This window comes from Enterococcus sp. AZ089 (genome assembly GCF_050547225.1).
Taxonomy (GTDB): Bacteria; Bacillota; Bacilli; order Lactobacillales; family Enterococcaceae; genus Enterococcus_D; species Enterococcus_D entomosocium.
This window is the reverse complement of record NZ_CP172954.1, coordinates 2,744,477-2,761,701: the sequence shown is the minus strand read 5'-3', so window position 1 is coordinate 2,761,701 and position 17,225 is coordinate 2,744,477. Positions and strand designations below refer to the sequence as shown.

The window sequence follows — 17,225 nt, the reverse complement described above, 5'->3', positions numbered from 1 at the left end:
ATAAACGTAATGAGTAAAAAGAATAATTATCGAAAGTTGTTACGCTCCAATAAAAGTGAACGCTACAAGATGTATAAAAGCGGAAAACATTGGGTCTATGCAACGATCACTTCTTTTACTGGCATTGCTGGATTGAGTATCGCGCCAATCGTGGCACATGCTTCAGAAATCACACCGCCATTAGATGCAAGTAAAGAAGCAAATGCCGAGAATGTCTTGGCAAATAAAACGACGACCAAAATACCGGCTTCATCGACACAAGAAAGTGAAGCTACTTCTCAATCTGAAAGCACACAGCCATCGGATAGTTTTTCTGAATCCGAAAGTATTACCCAGTCACAAAGTGCAACAGAGTCAACTAGTTTAACCGAATCACAGAGTGTGAGTGATTCAGAAATTGAAAACAATGTTACCACTATTGAAGAATCCCAAAGCACTTCTGAATCAATGAGCCTTTCCGAGGAGGAGAGTGTGTCTGAATCAGAGAGTTTGAGTATCTCAGAAAGTACCTCGATTTCAGAAAGTGGTTCGTTGTCGTCAAGTGCATCAGAATCGACTAGTCTATCGATGTCACGATCTACCAGCGTCTCTCATTCAACGTCAGTAAGTCAAAAGAACCCACCAAAACAAACAGTCTCCGAAAAAAATAAAGTAGAATCACAAAAAGCACAAGAGCTCTTTGATCAATTAGTGCCGAAGAAAGTACAAGCGTCGGTTGACACTACAACGAATTCATTAGAGATAGTAGTCAAAGATGGCAATTCGCCAAGTACATCTTTGATACGGGCAGCGCAACAATATGCTAGTGCCAATAATTTGATTGCAAGTTTTGCAATTACCACCCAATCGGGGCAGATCATTAAAATCAATGTTTCTGCAGATCCGGATATGGGTCGAGAAGAATTTGAGCAGGCAATCAATGATGGAAATAAAACCAATTCACCTTCTGGGGTAACAGTTGATGTGCCAGACCAAGTGAAGAATAAAGATTTATATAAGCAAACCGCTATTGCTAATGGCACTTATGCCGCAGTTACTGACTGGGCTACCTTAAAAGCAGCATATGGAAATTCTTCGATTACCTATATCGAGGTAACCGCCAATATTACAGCAGCTACCAATGTGGCAACTCGTGATTTGGGTTGGCGCGAAACGAGTGTGATTATTGACGGGAATGGTTTTACAGTCAATATGGCAGGAGCAGCGTTTAATGTAGGGGCAAGTTCTACGGTTCGCGGTTCTATTTTTACGATCACAAATATTAACTTGATTCATTGGCAGTCAGGCACCAACTCAGGAGACAGTGGGACAGGTACAGCGGACGCTGTGATCGATTCAAGGTCGGCAACAGGTGGTTATGGATACTGGTACTTCAATATCGATAATGTCACTCTCGAAGGACGAGATGGTGTTAGCGGAACAGATACTGCTTATCAACCACGACGACTACTGGATGCTGAGGATAGTCAAGTGACTTTATCAGGCAAAATCGTTGCCAATGTAAAACAAGAATTGATGCAAATTGGGGAAGTAGCTATCGCTAACGGATCCCATGTAGAGTTGAATCGAACAGCTGGTACCACTGGTTATTCCATGTTTTACTATATGGCCATCCGAGGGAACAATGCGAGTGATACAGGATTCAACCATACCTTTAAAGTAGGTGATGGAGCGACAATTATTGGGAACGAACTTAGTACCTATAATAGTAACAACTATCCCCTTGTCTATTATGGATTTAACTCAATCACTGTTGGAGATGACGTAACCTGGAAACAAGACGGCTTCCAAATGCTCCTTGATTTTTCTCGTTATTCAGGAAGTCAATCAAATGACCGAACTGCAACTTTTGGACAAAATTTACAAATGACGGCTACGCGTACAGTAGGTTCTAACTCGCTAAATGTCACAAATAGAGCGGTTGTTACATTTAATGCAGGAACGGTACTTGATTTGCAACAATGGAATGCCAATACTGTTGTAAACGTTGATTCTGGCGCAACCATTCGCTTTATTTCACCGCGAGCATTGCACTTAGCACGTTTAACTTCTTCAGGAGCTGTTTCGGCTGGCCGATTGATTACAGGTTCGGGAACATTTGTCATGAATAATTCTCAGATTAGTACATGGCAAGGCAGCAGTAGCCAAACCGCTGCTCCAGAAGGAAACCGTAACTTAAAATTCGTAGAGATGACTATTTCAGGTACGACAACCACCATTAAAGATACGGCTGGAAATGTTACTACATCTAATATTGTAGATACTTCTACCCGTGAATTAGCGACTGTTGCTATTGCACCAGGAACTGTAACTGTAAACTATGTTGATCAGTATGGCAATATTATCAAAACTGTTGATATGCCAATTGATCCAGACGTTAATTACATTGGTGAGTATCTTGATTTGCAAACGTTGGAGTATGCCAATGATCTAATGCCTGATAATTATATGTGGGCAATTGGTACTCAAGTCGCTAGTTCTGCGAAAAACGATGGCCAAAGTGGCGGAGATAGTACGACTAATGCCGATAATGGGGATAGTTATGGACAAGCGACAGTTGCGATCGTTCCGATGGAAAACACCAATTATACCTATAATATTTATGTATACGGTGTTGCTAATAATTCGGTTCAGTACCAATATGTTGACGTTAAGACAGGTCAAGTGATTTCTTCTGAGTACATGAATGCTGGTACCGAAGCTTCAGGAACAGATAGAGTTCCTTCAAACTACGGGAATGTTATTGATTGGACCAATAGTTACTATACTTCGACGAATTTACCTCCTGGTTACTATTATGCAACAGGTGCAGTATTAAATGGTAATGTACAGCCTGGATCTACTACAGTCGGAACTGGAGCGAGTCTAACCACTATTTATGTTGTAGCAGATACACAAACAGTCAACGTAACATTTGTTAATTCAGATGGTCGTCCATTACAAAACCAAACTGGCACAGTTGCCATCAATGGGACGACCGGCCAAGAAATAAGTTATGAGGATTTAATTGCGGATTACCTCACTCAAACCGGTTATTATGCAGATCAAACAGGGACATTTCTTTTTGATAATACTAGCAATAATGGTAGTACGACAGATAGTGATCAACAGTTTATTACGATCACTCTCTATCCGTCTTATCAAGAAGTCGGTGTCGTTGGAAATAATCAACCGGAATCAGATCCTGCTACAGGGGAAGCATTTGAGCAAATCCCGGGAACAGTCACTGTTGGAAAATATGGTACTTCTGGCGTTTCAAACGAAAGTATCACTCTTGGTGTAACAGATGCAGATTTAGAGAGAAATGGATACATTTATACGGTTACAGGACCAGATGGAGTAGTCTACAATACATTAGCGGAAGCTATGGCTGCCAATCAAACTTTTGACACCACCAGTAATGGAGCATCTCAAATGGATTCTTCACCTCAGATGTTCACGGTCAATTATGAACAAGATCCGGTATCTTTGTCTACTTCAGAGTCTGTTTCGGGAAGTGAATCATTATCAGAATCCATTATTACTTCTACTTCAGAATCAGAAAGTGTTTCTCTTTCTCAATCGATTTCAGAAAGTGACTCTTTATCAGAATCGATCTCTGTTAGTGATTCAGAATCAATGTCTACATCAATGAGTGAGTCTGTTTCAGTTTCAGAATCAGAGAGTGACTCATTGTCATCGTCTATTTCAGAAAGTGAATCTGATATGAATGATTCGACATCTGAATCATTATCAACATCAATCTCTACTTCAACTTCTTTAAGTGATTCAGAATCGGTTTCGATCTCATTGAGTGACTCAGAATCAGCGTCTCTTTCAACAAGTGAATCTATTTCAGTGTCGGACTCAGAGAGTGGCTCGTCATCGACCTCTATCTCAGAAAGTGAATCAATGTCTCTTTCAATTTCGCTTAGTGATTCAGAATCTTTATCAGAATCCCTATCTGAAAGTATTTCAACATCGATTTCATTGTCGGATAGTGATTCAATGTCAGAAAGTCTTTCAGCATCAGAATCGTTATCCATATCAGCTAGTGTTTCTGAGTCAGATTCAGAAAGTGATAGTTCTAGCTTTAGTGCATCTGTTTCTGGATCATTGAGCAACAGTACAAGTGATTCTGAAAGTTTATCTTTATCTGAGTCAGTATCAGTTTCACTCTCGCAATCACTCAGTGAATCCACTTCACTATCATTGTCAGAGAGTGATTCAGTATCAGAAAGTATTTCAGCATCAGAATCATTATCTGTCGCAATTAGTGAATCTGATTCTTCTTCGCTTAGTGAGAGCATTAGTTTCAGCGAATCTATTTCTGATTCATTGAGTGCTAGCATGAGTTTATCAGAAAGTTTATCGGAATCAGACTCGATCTCAAATTCAATTAGTATGTCGATGTCATTGAGCATTAGTGAAAGCAATAGTGAGTCTACTAGCGAATCAGCAAGCTTCAGTGGCAGCACAAGTGTAAGTAACAGTGATTCCACAAGTGTAAGTACGTCAGCTAGTGCATCAACATCTGTAAGTATTAGCGAGTCAATCAGTACCAGCACATCAGTTAGCGATTCATTATCATTAAGTAACAGTGAGTCAATGAGTTTGAGTACCTCGCTTAGTGATTCATCCTCATTGAGCGCCAGCATTTCGACATCATTAAGTGCAAGTGACTCTGCAAGTTATAGCGGCAGTACGAGCGTAAGTAATAGCGATTCGGCAAGCGAAAGTATATCTGCAAGTAATTCACTTTCAGTAAGTATTAGTGAGTCAACAAGTGAAAGTACGTCAATCAGCGATTCTGCATCATTGAGTACAAGCATTTCGACATCCCTAAGTGCGAGTGATTCTGCAAGTTACAGTGGTAGCACAAGTGTAAGCAACAGTGATTCCATAAGCGCAAGTACGTCAAGTAGTGAATCAACATCTGCAAGCATTAGTGAGTCGACAAGCACCAGCACATCGATCAGCGATTCGTTATCAGTAAGTACAAGTATCAGTAACAGTGATTCGGCAAGTGCAAGTACATCAGTGAGTGAATCAACATCTGTAAGTATTAGTGAATCCACAAGCACAAGCACCTCGATCAGCGATTCATTATCATTGAGTACAAGTGTTTCATCTTCCCTAAGTGCGAGTGAATCAGCAAGCTTTAGCGGTAGCACAAGTGTAAGTAACAGTGATTCGACAAGTGCAAGTACGTCAAGTAGTGAATCAACATCTACAAGTATCAGTGAGTCGACAAGCTTGAGCACCTCGATCAGCGATTCATTATCATTGAGTACAAGTGTTTCATCTTCCTTAAGTGCGAGTGAATCAGCAAGCTTTAGCGGTAGCACAAGTGTAAGTAACAGTGATTCGACAAGCGCAAGTACGTCAAGTAGTGAATCAACATCTGCAAGCATTAGTGAGTCAACAAGCACCAGCACATCGATCAGTGATTCGTTATCAGTAAGTACAAGTATCAGTAACAGCGAATCAGCAAGTGAAAGTACGTCAATCAGCGATTCTGCATCATTGAGTACAAGCATTTCGACATCCTTAAGTGCGAGTGATTCTGCAAGCTTCAGTGGTAGTACAAGTGTAAGCAACAGTGATTCGACAAGTGCAAGTACGTCAAGTAGTGAATCAACATCTACAAGTATCAGTGAGTCGACAAGCTTGAGCACATCAATTAGTGATTCATCATCATTGAGTACAAGTGTTTCATCTTCCCTAAGTGCGAGTGAATCAGCAAGCTTCAGTGGTAGTACATCTGCAAGCATTAGTGAGTCAACAAGCACCAGCACATCGATCAGCGATTCGTTATCAGTAAGTACAAGTATCAGTAACAGCGAATCAGCAAGCCTGAGCACATCAGTCAGTGATTCATCATCATTGAGCACAAGTATTTCGACATCTCTAAGTGCGAGTGAATCAGCAAGCTTTAGCGGCAGTACAAGTGTAAGTAACAGTGATTCGACAAGTACAAGTACGTCAAATAGTGAATCAACATCTACAAGTATCAGTGAGTCAACAAGCCTAAGCACATCGATCAGTGATTCATCATCATTGAGTACAAGTGTTTCTTCTTCCCTAAGTGCGAGTGATTCAGCAAGCTTTAGCGGTAGCACAAGTGTAAGTAACAGTGATTCGACAAGTGCAAGTACGTCAAGTAGTGAATCAACATCTACAAGTATTAGTGAGTCGACAAGCACCAGCACATCGATCAGCGATTCATTATCAGTAAGTACAAGCATCAGTAACAGTGAATCAGCAAGCCTGAGCACATCAGTCAGTGATTCATCATCATTGAGCACAAGTATTTCGACATCTCTAAGTGCGAGTGATTCAGCAAGCTTTAGTGGTAGCACAAGTGTAAGTAATAGTGATTCCACAAGTACGAGCACGTCGATTAGCGATTCATTATCAGTAAGTACAAGCATCAGTAACAGCGAATCAGCAAGTGAAAGTACGTCAATCAGCGATTCTGCATCATTGAGTACAAGCATTTCGGCATCATTAAGTGCGAGTGATTCAGCAAGCTTTAGCGGCAGCACAAGTGTAAGCAACAGTGAGTCCACAAGTACGAGCACGTCGATCAGCGATTCATTATCAGTAAGTACAAGCATCAGTAACAGTGAATCAGCAAGCCTGAGCACATCAGTCAGTGATTCATCATCATTGAGCACAAGCATTTCGACATCCCTAAGTGCGAGTGAATCAGCAAGCTTTAGTGGTAGCACAAGCGTAAGCAACAGTGAGTCGACAAGCGCAAGTACGTCAGTGAGCGAATCAACATCTACAAGCGTTAGTGAGTCAACAAGCTTGAGCACATCAATCAGTGATTCATTATCATTGAGTACAAGTGTTTCGACATCTCTAAGTGCGAGTGAATCAGCAAGCTTTAGCGGTAGCACAAGTGTAAGTAACAGTGATTCGACAAGTGCAAGTACGTCAAGTAGTGAATCAACATCTACAAGTATTAGTGAGTCGACAAGCACCAGCACATCGATCAGCGATTCATTATCAGTAAGTACAAGCATCAGTAACAGCGAATCAGCAAGTACAAGCACATCAGTCAGTGATTCATCATCATTGAGCACAAGCATTTCGACATCTCTAAGTGCGAGTGAATCAGCAAGCTTTAGTGGAAGCACAAGTGTAAGCAACAGTGATTCCACAAGTACAAGCACGTCGATCAGCGATTCATTGTCTGTAAGTACAAGCATTAGTAACAGTGAATCAGCAAGCCTGAGCACATCAGTCAGTGATTCATCATCATTGAGTACAAGTGTTTCGACATCTCTAAGCGCGAGTGATTCTGCAAGCTTCAGTGGTAGCACAAGTGTAAGCAACAGTGAGTCGACAAGTACAAGCACATTAATCAGTGATTCATCATCATTGAGTACAAGTATTTCAGCATCCCTAAGTGCGAGCGATTCTACAAGCTTTAGTGGTAGCACAAGTGTAAGCAACAGTGATTCCACAAGTACGAGCACGTCGATTAGCGATTCATTATCAGTAAGTACAAGTATTAGTAACAGTGAATCAGCAAGTACAAGCACATCAGTCAGTGATTCATCATCATTGAGCACAAGCATTTCAACATCCCTAAGTGCGAGTGATTCTGCAAGCTTTAGTGGCAGCACAAGTGTAAGCAACAGTGAGTCGACAAGTACAAGTACGTCGATCAGTGATTCACTATCATTGAGTACAAGTATTTCAGCATCCCTAAGTGCGAGTGATTCAGCAAGCTTTAGTGGTAGCACAAGTGTAAGTAATAGTGAGTCCACAAGTACGAGCACGTCGATCAGCGATTCATCATCATTGAGCACAAGTATTTCGACATCTCTAAGTGCGAGTGATTCAGCAAGCTTCAGTGGCAGCACAAGTGTAAGTAATAGTGAGTCGACAAGCACCAGCACGTCGATTAGCGATTCAATGTCTGTAAGTACAAGTATCAGTAACAGTGAATCAGCAAGTGAAAGTACGTCAATCAGTGATTCATCATCATTGAGCACAAGTATTTCGACATCTCTAAGTGCGAGTGATTCAGCAAGCTTTAGCGGCAGTACAAGTGTAAGTAACAGTGATTCCACAAGCGCAAGTACGTCATCGAGCGAATCAGCATCTACAAGCATTAGTGAATCAACAAGCAACAGCACATCGAACAGTGATTCATCATCATTGAGTACAAGTGTTTCGACATCTCTAAGTGCGAGTGATTCAGCAAGCTTTAGTGGTAGCACAAGTGTAAGTAATAGTGAGTCAACAAGTACAAGTACGTCGATCAGTGATTCACTATCATTGAGTACAAGTATTTCAGCATCCCTAAGTGCGAGTGATTCCGCAAGTTACAGTGGCAGCACAAGCGTAAGCAACAGTGAGTCCACAAGCTCAAGTACGTCAGTGAGCGAATCATCATCTACAAGCGTTAGTGAGTCGACAAGCTTGAGCACATCGATCAGTGACTCATCATCACAAAGTGCAAGCATTTCGACATCATTAAGTGCGAGCGATTCTACAAGCTTTAGTGGCAGCTCAAGTCTAAGCAACAGTGATTCCACAAGTACGAGCACGTCGATCAGCGATTCATTATCTGTAAGTACAAGCATTAGTAACAGTGAATCAACAAGCCTGAGCACATCAATCAGTGATTCATCATCATTGAGTACAAGTGTTTCGACATCTCTAAGTGCGAGTGATTCTGCAAGCTTTAGTGGCAGCACAAGCGTAAGTAATAGTGAGTCGATAAGTACAAGCACATCAATCAGTGATTCATCATCATTGAGCACAAGCATTTCGACATCTCTAAGTGCGAGTGATTCAGCAAGCTTTAGTGGCAGCACAAGTGTAAGCAACAGTGAGTCCATAAGTACGAGCACGTCGATCAGTGATTCATCATCATTGAGTACAAGTATTTCGGCATCCTTAAGTGCGAGTGATTCAGCAAGCTTTAGCGGAAGCACAAGTGTTAGCAGTAGCGATTCCACAAGTGTAAGTACGTCATTAAGTGATTCATCATCGCTAAGTACAAGTGTAAGCAACAGTGACTCGACAAGTACAAGCACGTCGATCAGCGATTCGTTATCAGTAAGTACAAGTATCAGTAACAGTGAATCAGCAAGTACAAGCACATCAATCAGTGATTCATCATCATTGAGTACAAGTATTTCGGCATCCTTAAGTGCGAGTGATTCAGCAAGCTTTAGCGGCAGCACAAGTGTTAGCAGTAGCGATTCCACAAGTGTAAGTACGTCATTAAGTGATTCATCATCGCTAAGTACAAGTGTAAGCAACAGTGACTCGACAAGTGCAAGTACGTCGATCAGCGATTCAATGTCTGTAAGTACAAGTATCAGTAACAGCGAATCAGCAAGCCTGAGCGCATCGATCAGTGATTCATCATCGTTAAGTACCAGTGTGAGTGATAGTGATTCGACAAGTACAAGTGCCTCAATTAGCGATTCAATGTCTGTAAGTACAAGCATCAGTAACAGTGAATCAACAAGCTTGAGTACGTCCATCAGTGCCTCTTCGTCATTGAGCACAAGTATCTCAGTATCACAAAGTGCGAGCGATTCTACAAGCTTTAGTGGTAGCACAAGCGTAAGTACTAGTGAATCAACAAGTGCAAGTACGTCGATCAGTGACTCGTTATCTCTAAGCACAAGTACTTCGTTGTCATTAAGTGCGAGCGATTCTACAAGCTTTAGTGGCAGCACAAGTGTAAGCAACAGTGAGTCAACAAGTACGAGTACGTCATTGAGTGACTCATTATCAGTAAGTACAAGTATTAGTAACAGTGAGTCAGCAAGTATTAGTACTTCACTAAGTGATTCATCATCATTGAGTACTAGTGGTTTAATGTCACAAAGTGCAAGCGACTCTGCAAGCTACAGCGGTAGCACAAGTACAAGTAATAGTGAATCAACAAGCATTAGTACGTCTGTGAGCGATTCACGGACTAGTGAAAGTCAAAGCTATAGCAGCAGTACTTCAGCCAGCTTGAGCATGAGTACTAGTGTCAGTACTTCGGTTAGTGACTCTGCTTCAATTAGTACAAGTAGCAGTAATAGTGAATCGAATAGTTTGAGTACGTCAATTAGTGATTCACGTTCAAGTATGAGTGAAAGCTTTAGCAGCAGTACCTCAGCAAGTATTAGTCTAAGTACTAGTGACAGTACTAGCTACAGTAGCAGCACCTCAGCAAGCATAAGTACAAGTACTAGCGATAGTACAAGTATTAGTAATAGTGCTTCTGAAAGTATGAGTGAAAGCTTGAGTATCAGTACATCAATGAGCGACTCATCGTCAATCAGTGCTAGCTTGAGCAATAGCGATAGTCTTTCAGAAAGCAGATCACTAGCAAGTGAAAGTCAAAGCTACAGTAGTAGTACTTCTGCGAGTCTAAGTCTCAGCACAAGTACTAGCAGTTCATTAAGTGATTCATCGTCAACTAGTGCGAGCGACAGCTACAGTTTGAGTAATAGTTTGAGCCAATTGACAAGTGACTCACTTTCCGAAGGTATTAGTTTAAGTAATAGCCTAAGTAATAGTTTCAGTCAAAGTACTTCAGCTAGCACGAGTTTGAGTTCAAGTACAAGTCTAAGTGAACAATTATCTCAATCAGTCAGTGCCAGCGAGTCACGGAGTGATAGCCTAAGCTATAGTAGCAGCACATCAATTAGTACGAGTGAAAGTAGCAGTACTAGCTTGAGCGAATTACTATCTCGTTCAACCAGTGCCAGTGAATCACGGAGCAATAGCATGAGCCAAAGCACAAGTACTTCGTTGAGTGGCAGCAACAGCTCTAGCTTAAGTTTAAGTGAAATGAACTCTCAATCTAGCAGTGCGAGCGAATCACGGAGTGATAGTGTAAGCAATAGCATGAGCACATCAACTAGTGACAGCTTAAGTTCTAGTACGAGTGTAAGTGATTTACTTTCTAGATCAGAGAGTGCAAGTGAATCTAGAAGTGATAGCCTAAGCTATAGCGGTAGCACGAGCGTAAGTAACAGCTTAAGTTTAAGCGCGAGTCTAAGTGATTTACTATCTAGATCTGAAAGTGCCAGCGAATCACGTAGTTTCAGTACGAGTGATAGTGCAAGCACATCACTCAGCAATAGCGATAGTGCAAGTGATAGCTTAAGCGATCTATATTCAAGATCGAACAGTTCTAGCCTTTCAACCAGTGACAGTACAAGTACAAATGATTCTGTCTCAGCAAGTGCTAGTGAGAGCACCAGCATTTCACAATCTACTAGTACAAGTCTAAGCGAATCGGCATCAATCAGCACATCGCTTAGCGAAAAACAAGAAGTGATTGAATCTCAAAGTGTGAGTGCTTCGACAAGTGATTCACAAAGCTCTAGCACCAGTGAATCAGTTAGCGTCAGCATCAGTACTAGCGAAAGCGAGCGGAATAGTACGGAAGTTACACCTAGCGAATCAACCTCCATTAGCGAAAGCATTAGTACAAGTGAAAGTGTCCGAGATTCCGAATCGGTTAGTTCAAGTGACAGTACAAGTTTGAGTCAATCTATGAGTACGAGCGATCAAGCCTCCGCTTCTGAAAGTACAAGCAACAGTTCTAGCATTCGTGATTCTGAGTCTGAAAGCGCAAGTATTTCTACGGAAGAAAGCCGCAGCTTCAGTACAAGTGAGTCGATTTTTGCAAGTGAGAGCACATCAATCAGTCAAAGTGACAGTACAAGTATGAGCGAATCAGCTAGTGAAAGTACTAGCATTAGTGACAGTGAACGTGGTTCAATGTCTGATAGTGCAAGTGTAAGTGATTCGACTTCAACCAGTGACAGTACAAGTGTGAGTGAATCTGTTAGCGAAAGTACCAGCATTAGTGACAGTGAACGTGGTTCAATGTCTGATAGTGCAAGTGTAAGTGCTTCGTCTTCAACAAGCGAAAGCCTAAGTGTGAGTGAATCTGTTAGCGAAAGCACCAGCATCAGCGATAGTGAACGTGGTTCAATGTCTGATAGTGCAAGTGTAAGTGATTCGACTTCAGCAAGCGAAAGCCTAAGTGTGAGTGAATCAGCAAGCGAAAGCACCAGCATCAGCGATAGTGAACGTGATTCAATGTCAAATAGTGCAAGTGTAAGTGATTCGACTTCTATCAGTGACAGTACAAGCGTAAGTGAATCCGCAAGCGAAAGCACCAGCATCAGTGATAGTGAACGTGATTCAGTATCACTTAGCGCCGAATCAAGTGATTCAGGGTCAACAAGCGACAGTCTGAGCGCTAGCAACTCGGCTAGTCAGAGTGAAAGCTTTAGTGCCTCTGATCGAGATTCAGTCTCCATGAGCGCTAGTGAATCAATCAGCGATAGTACCAGCGTGAGTGACTCTGCTTCGCTAAGCACAAGTACAAGTGATATCAACTCTGATATCGTCAGTGAATATCACAGTAATAGCTTGTCTGAGAGTCTATCAGAGCTGCAATCACAATCAACTAGCCAAGATCATTCACTTTCGGCAAGTGAGTCTAACAGCGGCTCTACTTCAACACCATCAAGTTTTGATCAGAACAATGGAGTAAATGGAAATACAATAACGCCAATTGGCAACACAGAAGTAGGGGGGCATACGACCGGTGCAACTGGTTCTACTCTTCCTAAGACTGGCGAATCTGATGCAAGTGGTATTCAAATGTCTCTTGCTGGAATTGCCACGCTGTTAGCTGCTATTGCTTTAATGAAAAAGAAAAAAGATGAAGCAAAGCGTGAAACAGAGTAACTCGTTAGTTTTGTTTTGTGAAGAGCTAGGATAAATTTCCTAGCTCTTCTAAAATGATAAAAGTACTTCTATTAAATAAAAAAGCATCACAGTTAGGCAAACTAACTGTGATGCTTTTTTATTGGCTATAGTTGGCTATGGAAATTCAACATCGAATGAACCATCTTCTGTTTTTACCAACTCGGATAATAATAAATTTCTGACTGCTTCAAGATAAATGGCTTCACGCATTTCAGTAAAAGAACGATGTGCTTCTACTTGAAATTCATAGATGGGGCGATGTTGTCCCCAGTTTCGCCCATTGATGACTGTTTTCAATTGTTGCAGGTTGTCTGATTGTTCGATCCAAAGAGTATCTAAGGCTTTTAAAAGAATGATTCGCTTGAAAAACAGCTGTTGGAAACTATCTGGCATAAATTGTTGAATGTGAATCAAACGCTCTGAAATCAGATCCAATAAAAATTTTTTGACCGTTCGCTTATTAAATTTATCTAGTTTCTCGATTTCAAAAACATCAAAATTATAGTCCAAATTATTAAAGATAAAATCAAGGATCGCTTGTTGATTTAGGTTCTCTTTTTTAGTGGTGAATTGATTGATTGTTTCTTCTATGCATTGATTAATGATGTTTTCTAACTCGACAGGGGTACCTTTCATAATGCTGTTTCTCATGCTGTACATTTTGTCTCTTTGAATGGTAATAATTGAGTCAAATTCTAGCGTCGTTTGACGTCCGGCAATTTCTTGATTTTTGCGATTGCTTTGAGACTGATTGATTAGTTTATTGTATTTTTTCTTTTTTAAGGGCGTGAGATCACTGGATAATTCTTCTTGTTCAGTTAATAATTCTCGTTCGTCGGCGGCCCATTTGGGTGCACTTTCAACCACGATTTTGTCTTCCATAGATACATAGAAAATACTGTCACCCGGATCTCCTTGACGTCCAGAGCGGCCCCGAAGCTGATTGTCAATTCGGTCACTGGTCATCCGCTCAGTTCCTACTACTAATAGACCACCATTTTCCCGTGCGTCTTCTTCCAGTTTAATATCTGTACCACGCCCAGCCATTGAAGTAGCCACAGTTACGGCACCTTTTTTACCAGCTTCTGAGATGATCCAGGATTCCTTGGTCGCTGTTGTAGCGTTTAAAAGATTATGAGGGATTCGATGCTTTAAGAGAATCAGGGAGTATAACGTCGACATTGAGACTGATCCTGTCTCAATCAATACGGGGCGTTCTTGCGTCAAAGCATTTCTTACTGCTTCTAAAGAAGCCATGATTTTCGACTGATTGGTCACATAGACCAGATCCTGATGATCTTTTCGGCGAATGGGTTTATTTGTCGGAATTTCGATTACGTCAATATCATACGTTTCTCGAAATTCGTCGGCGTCTGTTTTGGCAGTACCAGTCATTCCGGACAAAATTTTAAATTTTCGGAATAGGTTTTGGTAGGTAATGGAGCCCATGGATCGGCTCTCTGTAGTAATCTCTACGCCTTCTTTCGCTTCGATTGCTTGATGAAGGCCAGCTTGTAGTTTTGTTCCAATCAGCTTACGTCCATTTGCTTCATCAAGCAAAAGAATCTCGTTGTCCTCCACAACATAGTCTTTGTTTAAGTGTAAGAGATAATTGGCCCGTAAAGCAATGACTAAATGACGGTAAAGACTTTTCCATTTTTCTGAAAGAATAGTTTCAATACCTAAGTAGTCTTCGGCTTTTTTTATGCCTGCTTCTGTAAACCAAGCGTGACGTTTGTTTTCACTTCTCATAAAGTCTTTACCTTCAATCAAGCTTTTCACAAACCAATCAGATAGCGTAAAAAAATTTGACTGAACTTTGGGTGCTCCTGAAATGATCAATGGCGTTTGCGCCATATCAAGTAATATTGCATCGATTTCATCTATTAGTACATAATTGAAGTGGGTGACATATTGTTCGTCTGGAGAAACAGCCAAGTTGTCAAATAAATAGTCAAAGCCCAGTGCGCTATGCGTCGTATAGACGATGTCTGCTGCATAGACCACCTCTTTATCGATTTCTTCTCCTTCATCTTCATGTTCAGGAACACCTGCAGCCACGGATAGTCCTAGAAAACGATAGACTTTTCCCGTTTCTTCAATATCTCGCAAGGCTAAATACGTATTAGAAGTAATCAAGAAATTGCCTTTGCCTCCCAGACCATGTAAATACATCGGCATGGTTGCGGTCAATGTTTTTCCTTCTCCGGTTTTCATTTCAGCAACATTGCCGTAAAAAAGAGCAATTGCGCCAAGAATTTGAACAAAATAAGGCTCCATTCCCAAGACACGACGGTCTGCTTCGACAACGACAGCATAGGCTTGCGGGAGTAAACTCTCCAGTTTTTTGCCCTGTTCGAGTTGTTGTCGAAAATGAATGGTTTGCATTTGCAATTCTTGATCTGATAATTGCCGATAGTTTTCTGCAAGACTTTGAACTTTTCTCGCCAACCGAATATACTTGCGAAACTTTTTATCTTTCATTTTTTTGTTCCTCCTTTCAAAAACTGATATTGCTTGTGGCTTAAGCTTAATCAGCAATGCTTTCTAATTTAGCACGAATCATGACGTCGTCTAGGTCAAAAAGATATTCCCTCATCAAATCATTGGCTTCTAAAAAAAAGACGATCTTTCCCTTCTGAGTAACTAGTTTCATCTTTCTTGATGCAATAAGTGGTTCTTCGTTTTGATCCAGCAGCGCTTCACCAGAACTTGTTACGAAGTGAAGTGAAAACGTATAGGTTTTGGTGCTATCCATATTATAGTAGGGAAATTCACCGTGATAGATGGACTCTTGATCAACTGCTTCCAAAGAGTCATCAGTCCGCAAAACGACAGCTTTTAGGTTTAACTTAGGCGTCGGTTCATTGTCAGGGACCCTAGATTCTGTAGTCGGTGTTTCGTTGACTGTTAAATTTTCTTTCAAAAAAAAGATACCTCCTAAGAGCAAAACGAGAGGTATGATGACTTCAATTAGTTTTTTCATAGTAAAGACCTTCTTTTGGGGGCTATTTCTCAGGAAATTCTCCCTTTTTTTCTTTTCCAATCCTTGTATTTCTCTGATGACCATTTAAAGTGAGTAGTTTTTACTTATTTGAATTTAAAACGATGATACCACAATGACCAACCTCACCTTTTCCTTTTTTTTTTTTATTTCAACAAAAAACAAGTACAAAAGGCAATTTTAAACCTGTTACTATTTTGTTAAACCTTGCAGATTAAAAAAAAGTAAGAAAATTGGAGATGAAAATGAAGAATCAAAAAGAACTCATTCGAAGAATAATCGCGAGCTTTTTCCTTTTGTTCATTGTTGAGATAGGTAAGCATATCCAGGTTCCTTTTTTTATTTCAGAAAAGATACCAGAGGAATCAACTAGTTTGATTCTGAAATTTTTAGCGACATCAACCGGTGGGAATTTTACTGTTCCAACGCTTTTTTCTTTAGGGATGGGCCCGTATATGACTGCCCTGATCATCTGGACAACGATCAGCATGATTGATACAGAAAGTATCGGAAATCTTTCCACCAAACGAATTGGGTATATTCAACGCAGTTTGACTCTTTTATTTGCTATCCTTCAAAGTTGCGCACTGGTTTTAAAATTTCGTTCCTCAATGATTGATCAAAAAGCAATTGGAGGCTCTATTGTCCTGTTGTTTTTAGGAGCAGTTCTTCTTTTGACGGCTGGGGGATTGTTCGTTGCATGGCTAGCTGATATCAACATTGATAAAGGAATTGGAGGTCAAAGTCTGTTTATTGTTCCAGGTTTACTGATGAATATCCCAGCTATGTTAATTTCGGGACAAACAGAATCCGTTCATTTAAGTCAAAACTTTCTTATCGGGTTAGTTATGGTGACCTTAGTTTTTATTTATCTCACACTCTTCCTGTACAATGCAGAATACCGTATCAATATTGAACGGACAGGTATCGACAGTCGCTTTAACAATTCATATATTCCTATTCGACTTTTACCTGCCGGGGCAATGCCTTTCATGTTTGCAGTAACCGTCTTTTCAATGCCACAGCTTTTACTATTGAACGAAAAGTGGGGAGACACAGGCTTTTCAAATTTTATTACGACTTACTTTTCCTTTAATAATGTGCGGGGTATTTTCACTTATGGTCTGATTCTCTATGTTTTAGGTTACGGATTTAGTTTTATAAATGTTCGACCATACGATATAGCCAAAAATCTAAAAGAGACGGGAGATTACATTTTAAATGTTGCTCCTGGCAAACAGACAGAGCGATATATATTGAAGCGTTTATCAACCGTTGCATTACTTGGCAACAGTTATCTTGTGATCGTTTCAATGATTCCCTTGTTGATTGGATTGCAAAATCAAATCATTTCCAACTTAGCTTTTTATTTCGGAAGTATTTTTATGTTGATCATCATTTTAGAAACTATCACAAATGAAATACGGTTCCTCTTTTCCAGACATACTTACCGGATTTTTTAGAGGATGTTAGGAGG

At 40.6% G+C, this 17,225-nt stretch carries 4 protein-coding genes; 2 read left to right on the top strand and 2 right to left on the bottom strand.

Annotated features, from left to right (window positions below; genetic code table 11):
* Positions 1-9: 9 nt before the first annotated feature.
* On the top strand, positions 10-12,723 hold the full coding sequence (locus IGJ01_RS12680) for a KxYKxGKxW signal peptide domain-containing protein (RefSeq protein ID WP_430601147.1): 12,714 nt from the start codon (positions 10-12) through the stop codon (positions 12,721-12,723).
* A 135-nt stretch (positions 12,724-12,858) separates the two neighbouring features.
* On the opposite strand, the gene secA2 is transcribed toward IGJ01_RS12680, so the two are convergent.
* Positions 12,859-15,228, bottom strand: coding sequence for an accessory Sec system translocase SecA2 (secA2, locus tag IGJ01_RS12675; protein ID WP_034872020.1), 2,370 nt, complete (start codon positions 15,226-15,228; stop codon positions 12,859-12,861).
* A gap of 46 nt (positions 15,229-15,274) precedes the next feature.
* Positions 15,275-15,670 (bottom strand): hypothetical protein, encoded by a 396-nt coding sequence (locus IGJ01_RS12670; protein ID WP_223347115.1) that lies wholly within the window; start codon positions 15,668-15,670, stop codon positions 15,275-15,277.
* Between the two features lie 323 nt (positions 15,671-15,993).
* On the opposite strand from IGJ01_RS12670, the gene IGJ01_RS12665 reads away from it, so the two are divergent.
* Positions 15,994-17,211, top strand: coding sequence for an accessory Sec system protein translocase subunit SecY2 (locus IGJ01_RS12665; protein WP_144331067.1), 1,218 nt, complete (start codon positions 15,994-15,996; stop codon positions 17,209-17,211).
* The last annotated feature ends 14 nt before the right edge of the window (positions 17,212-17,225 follow it).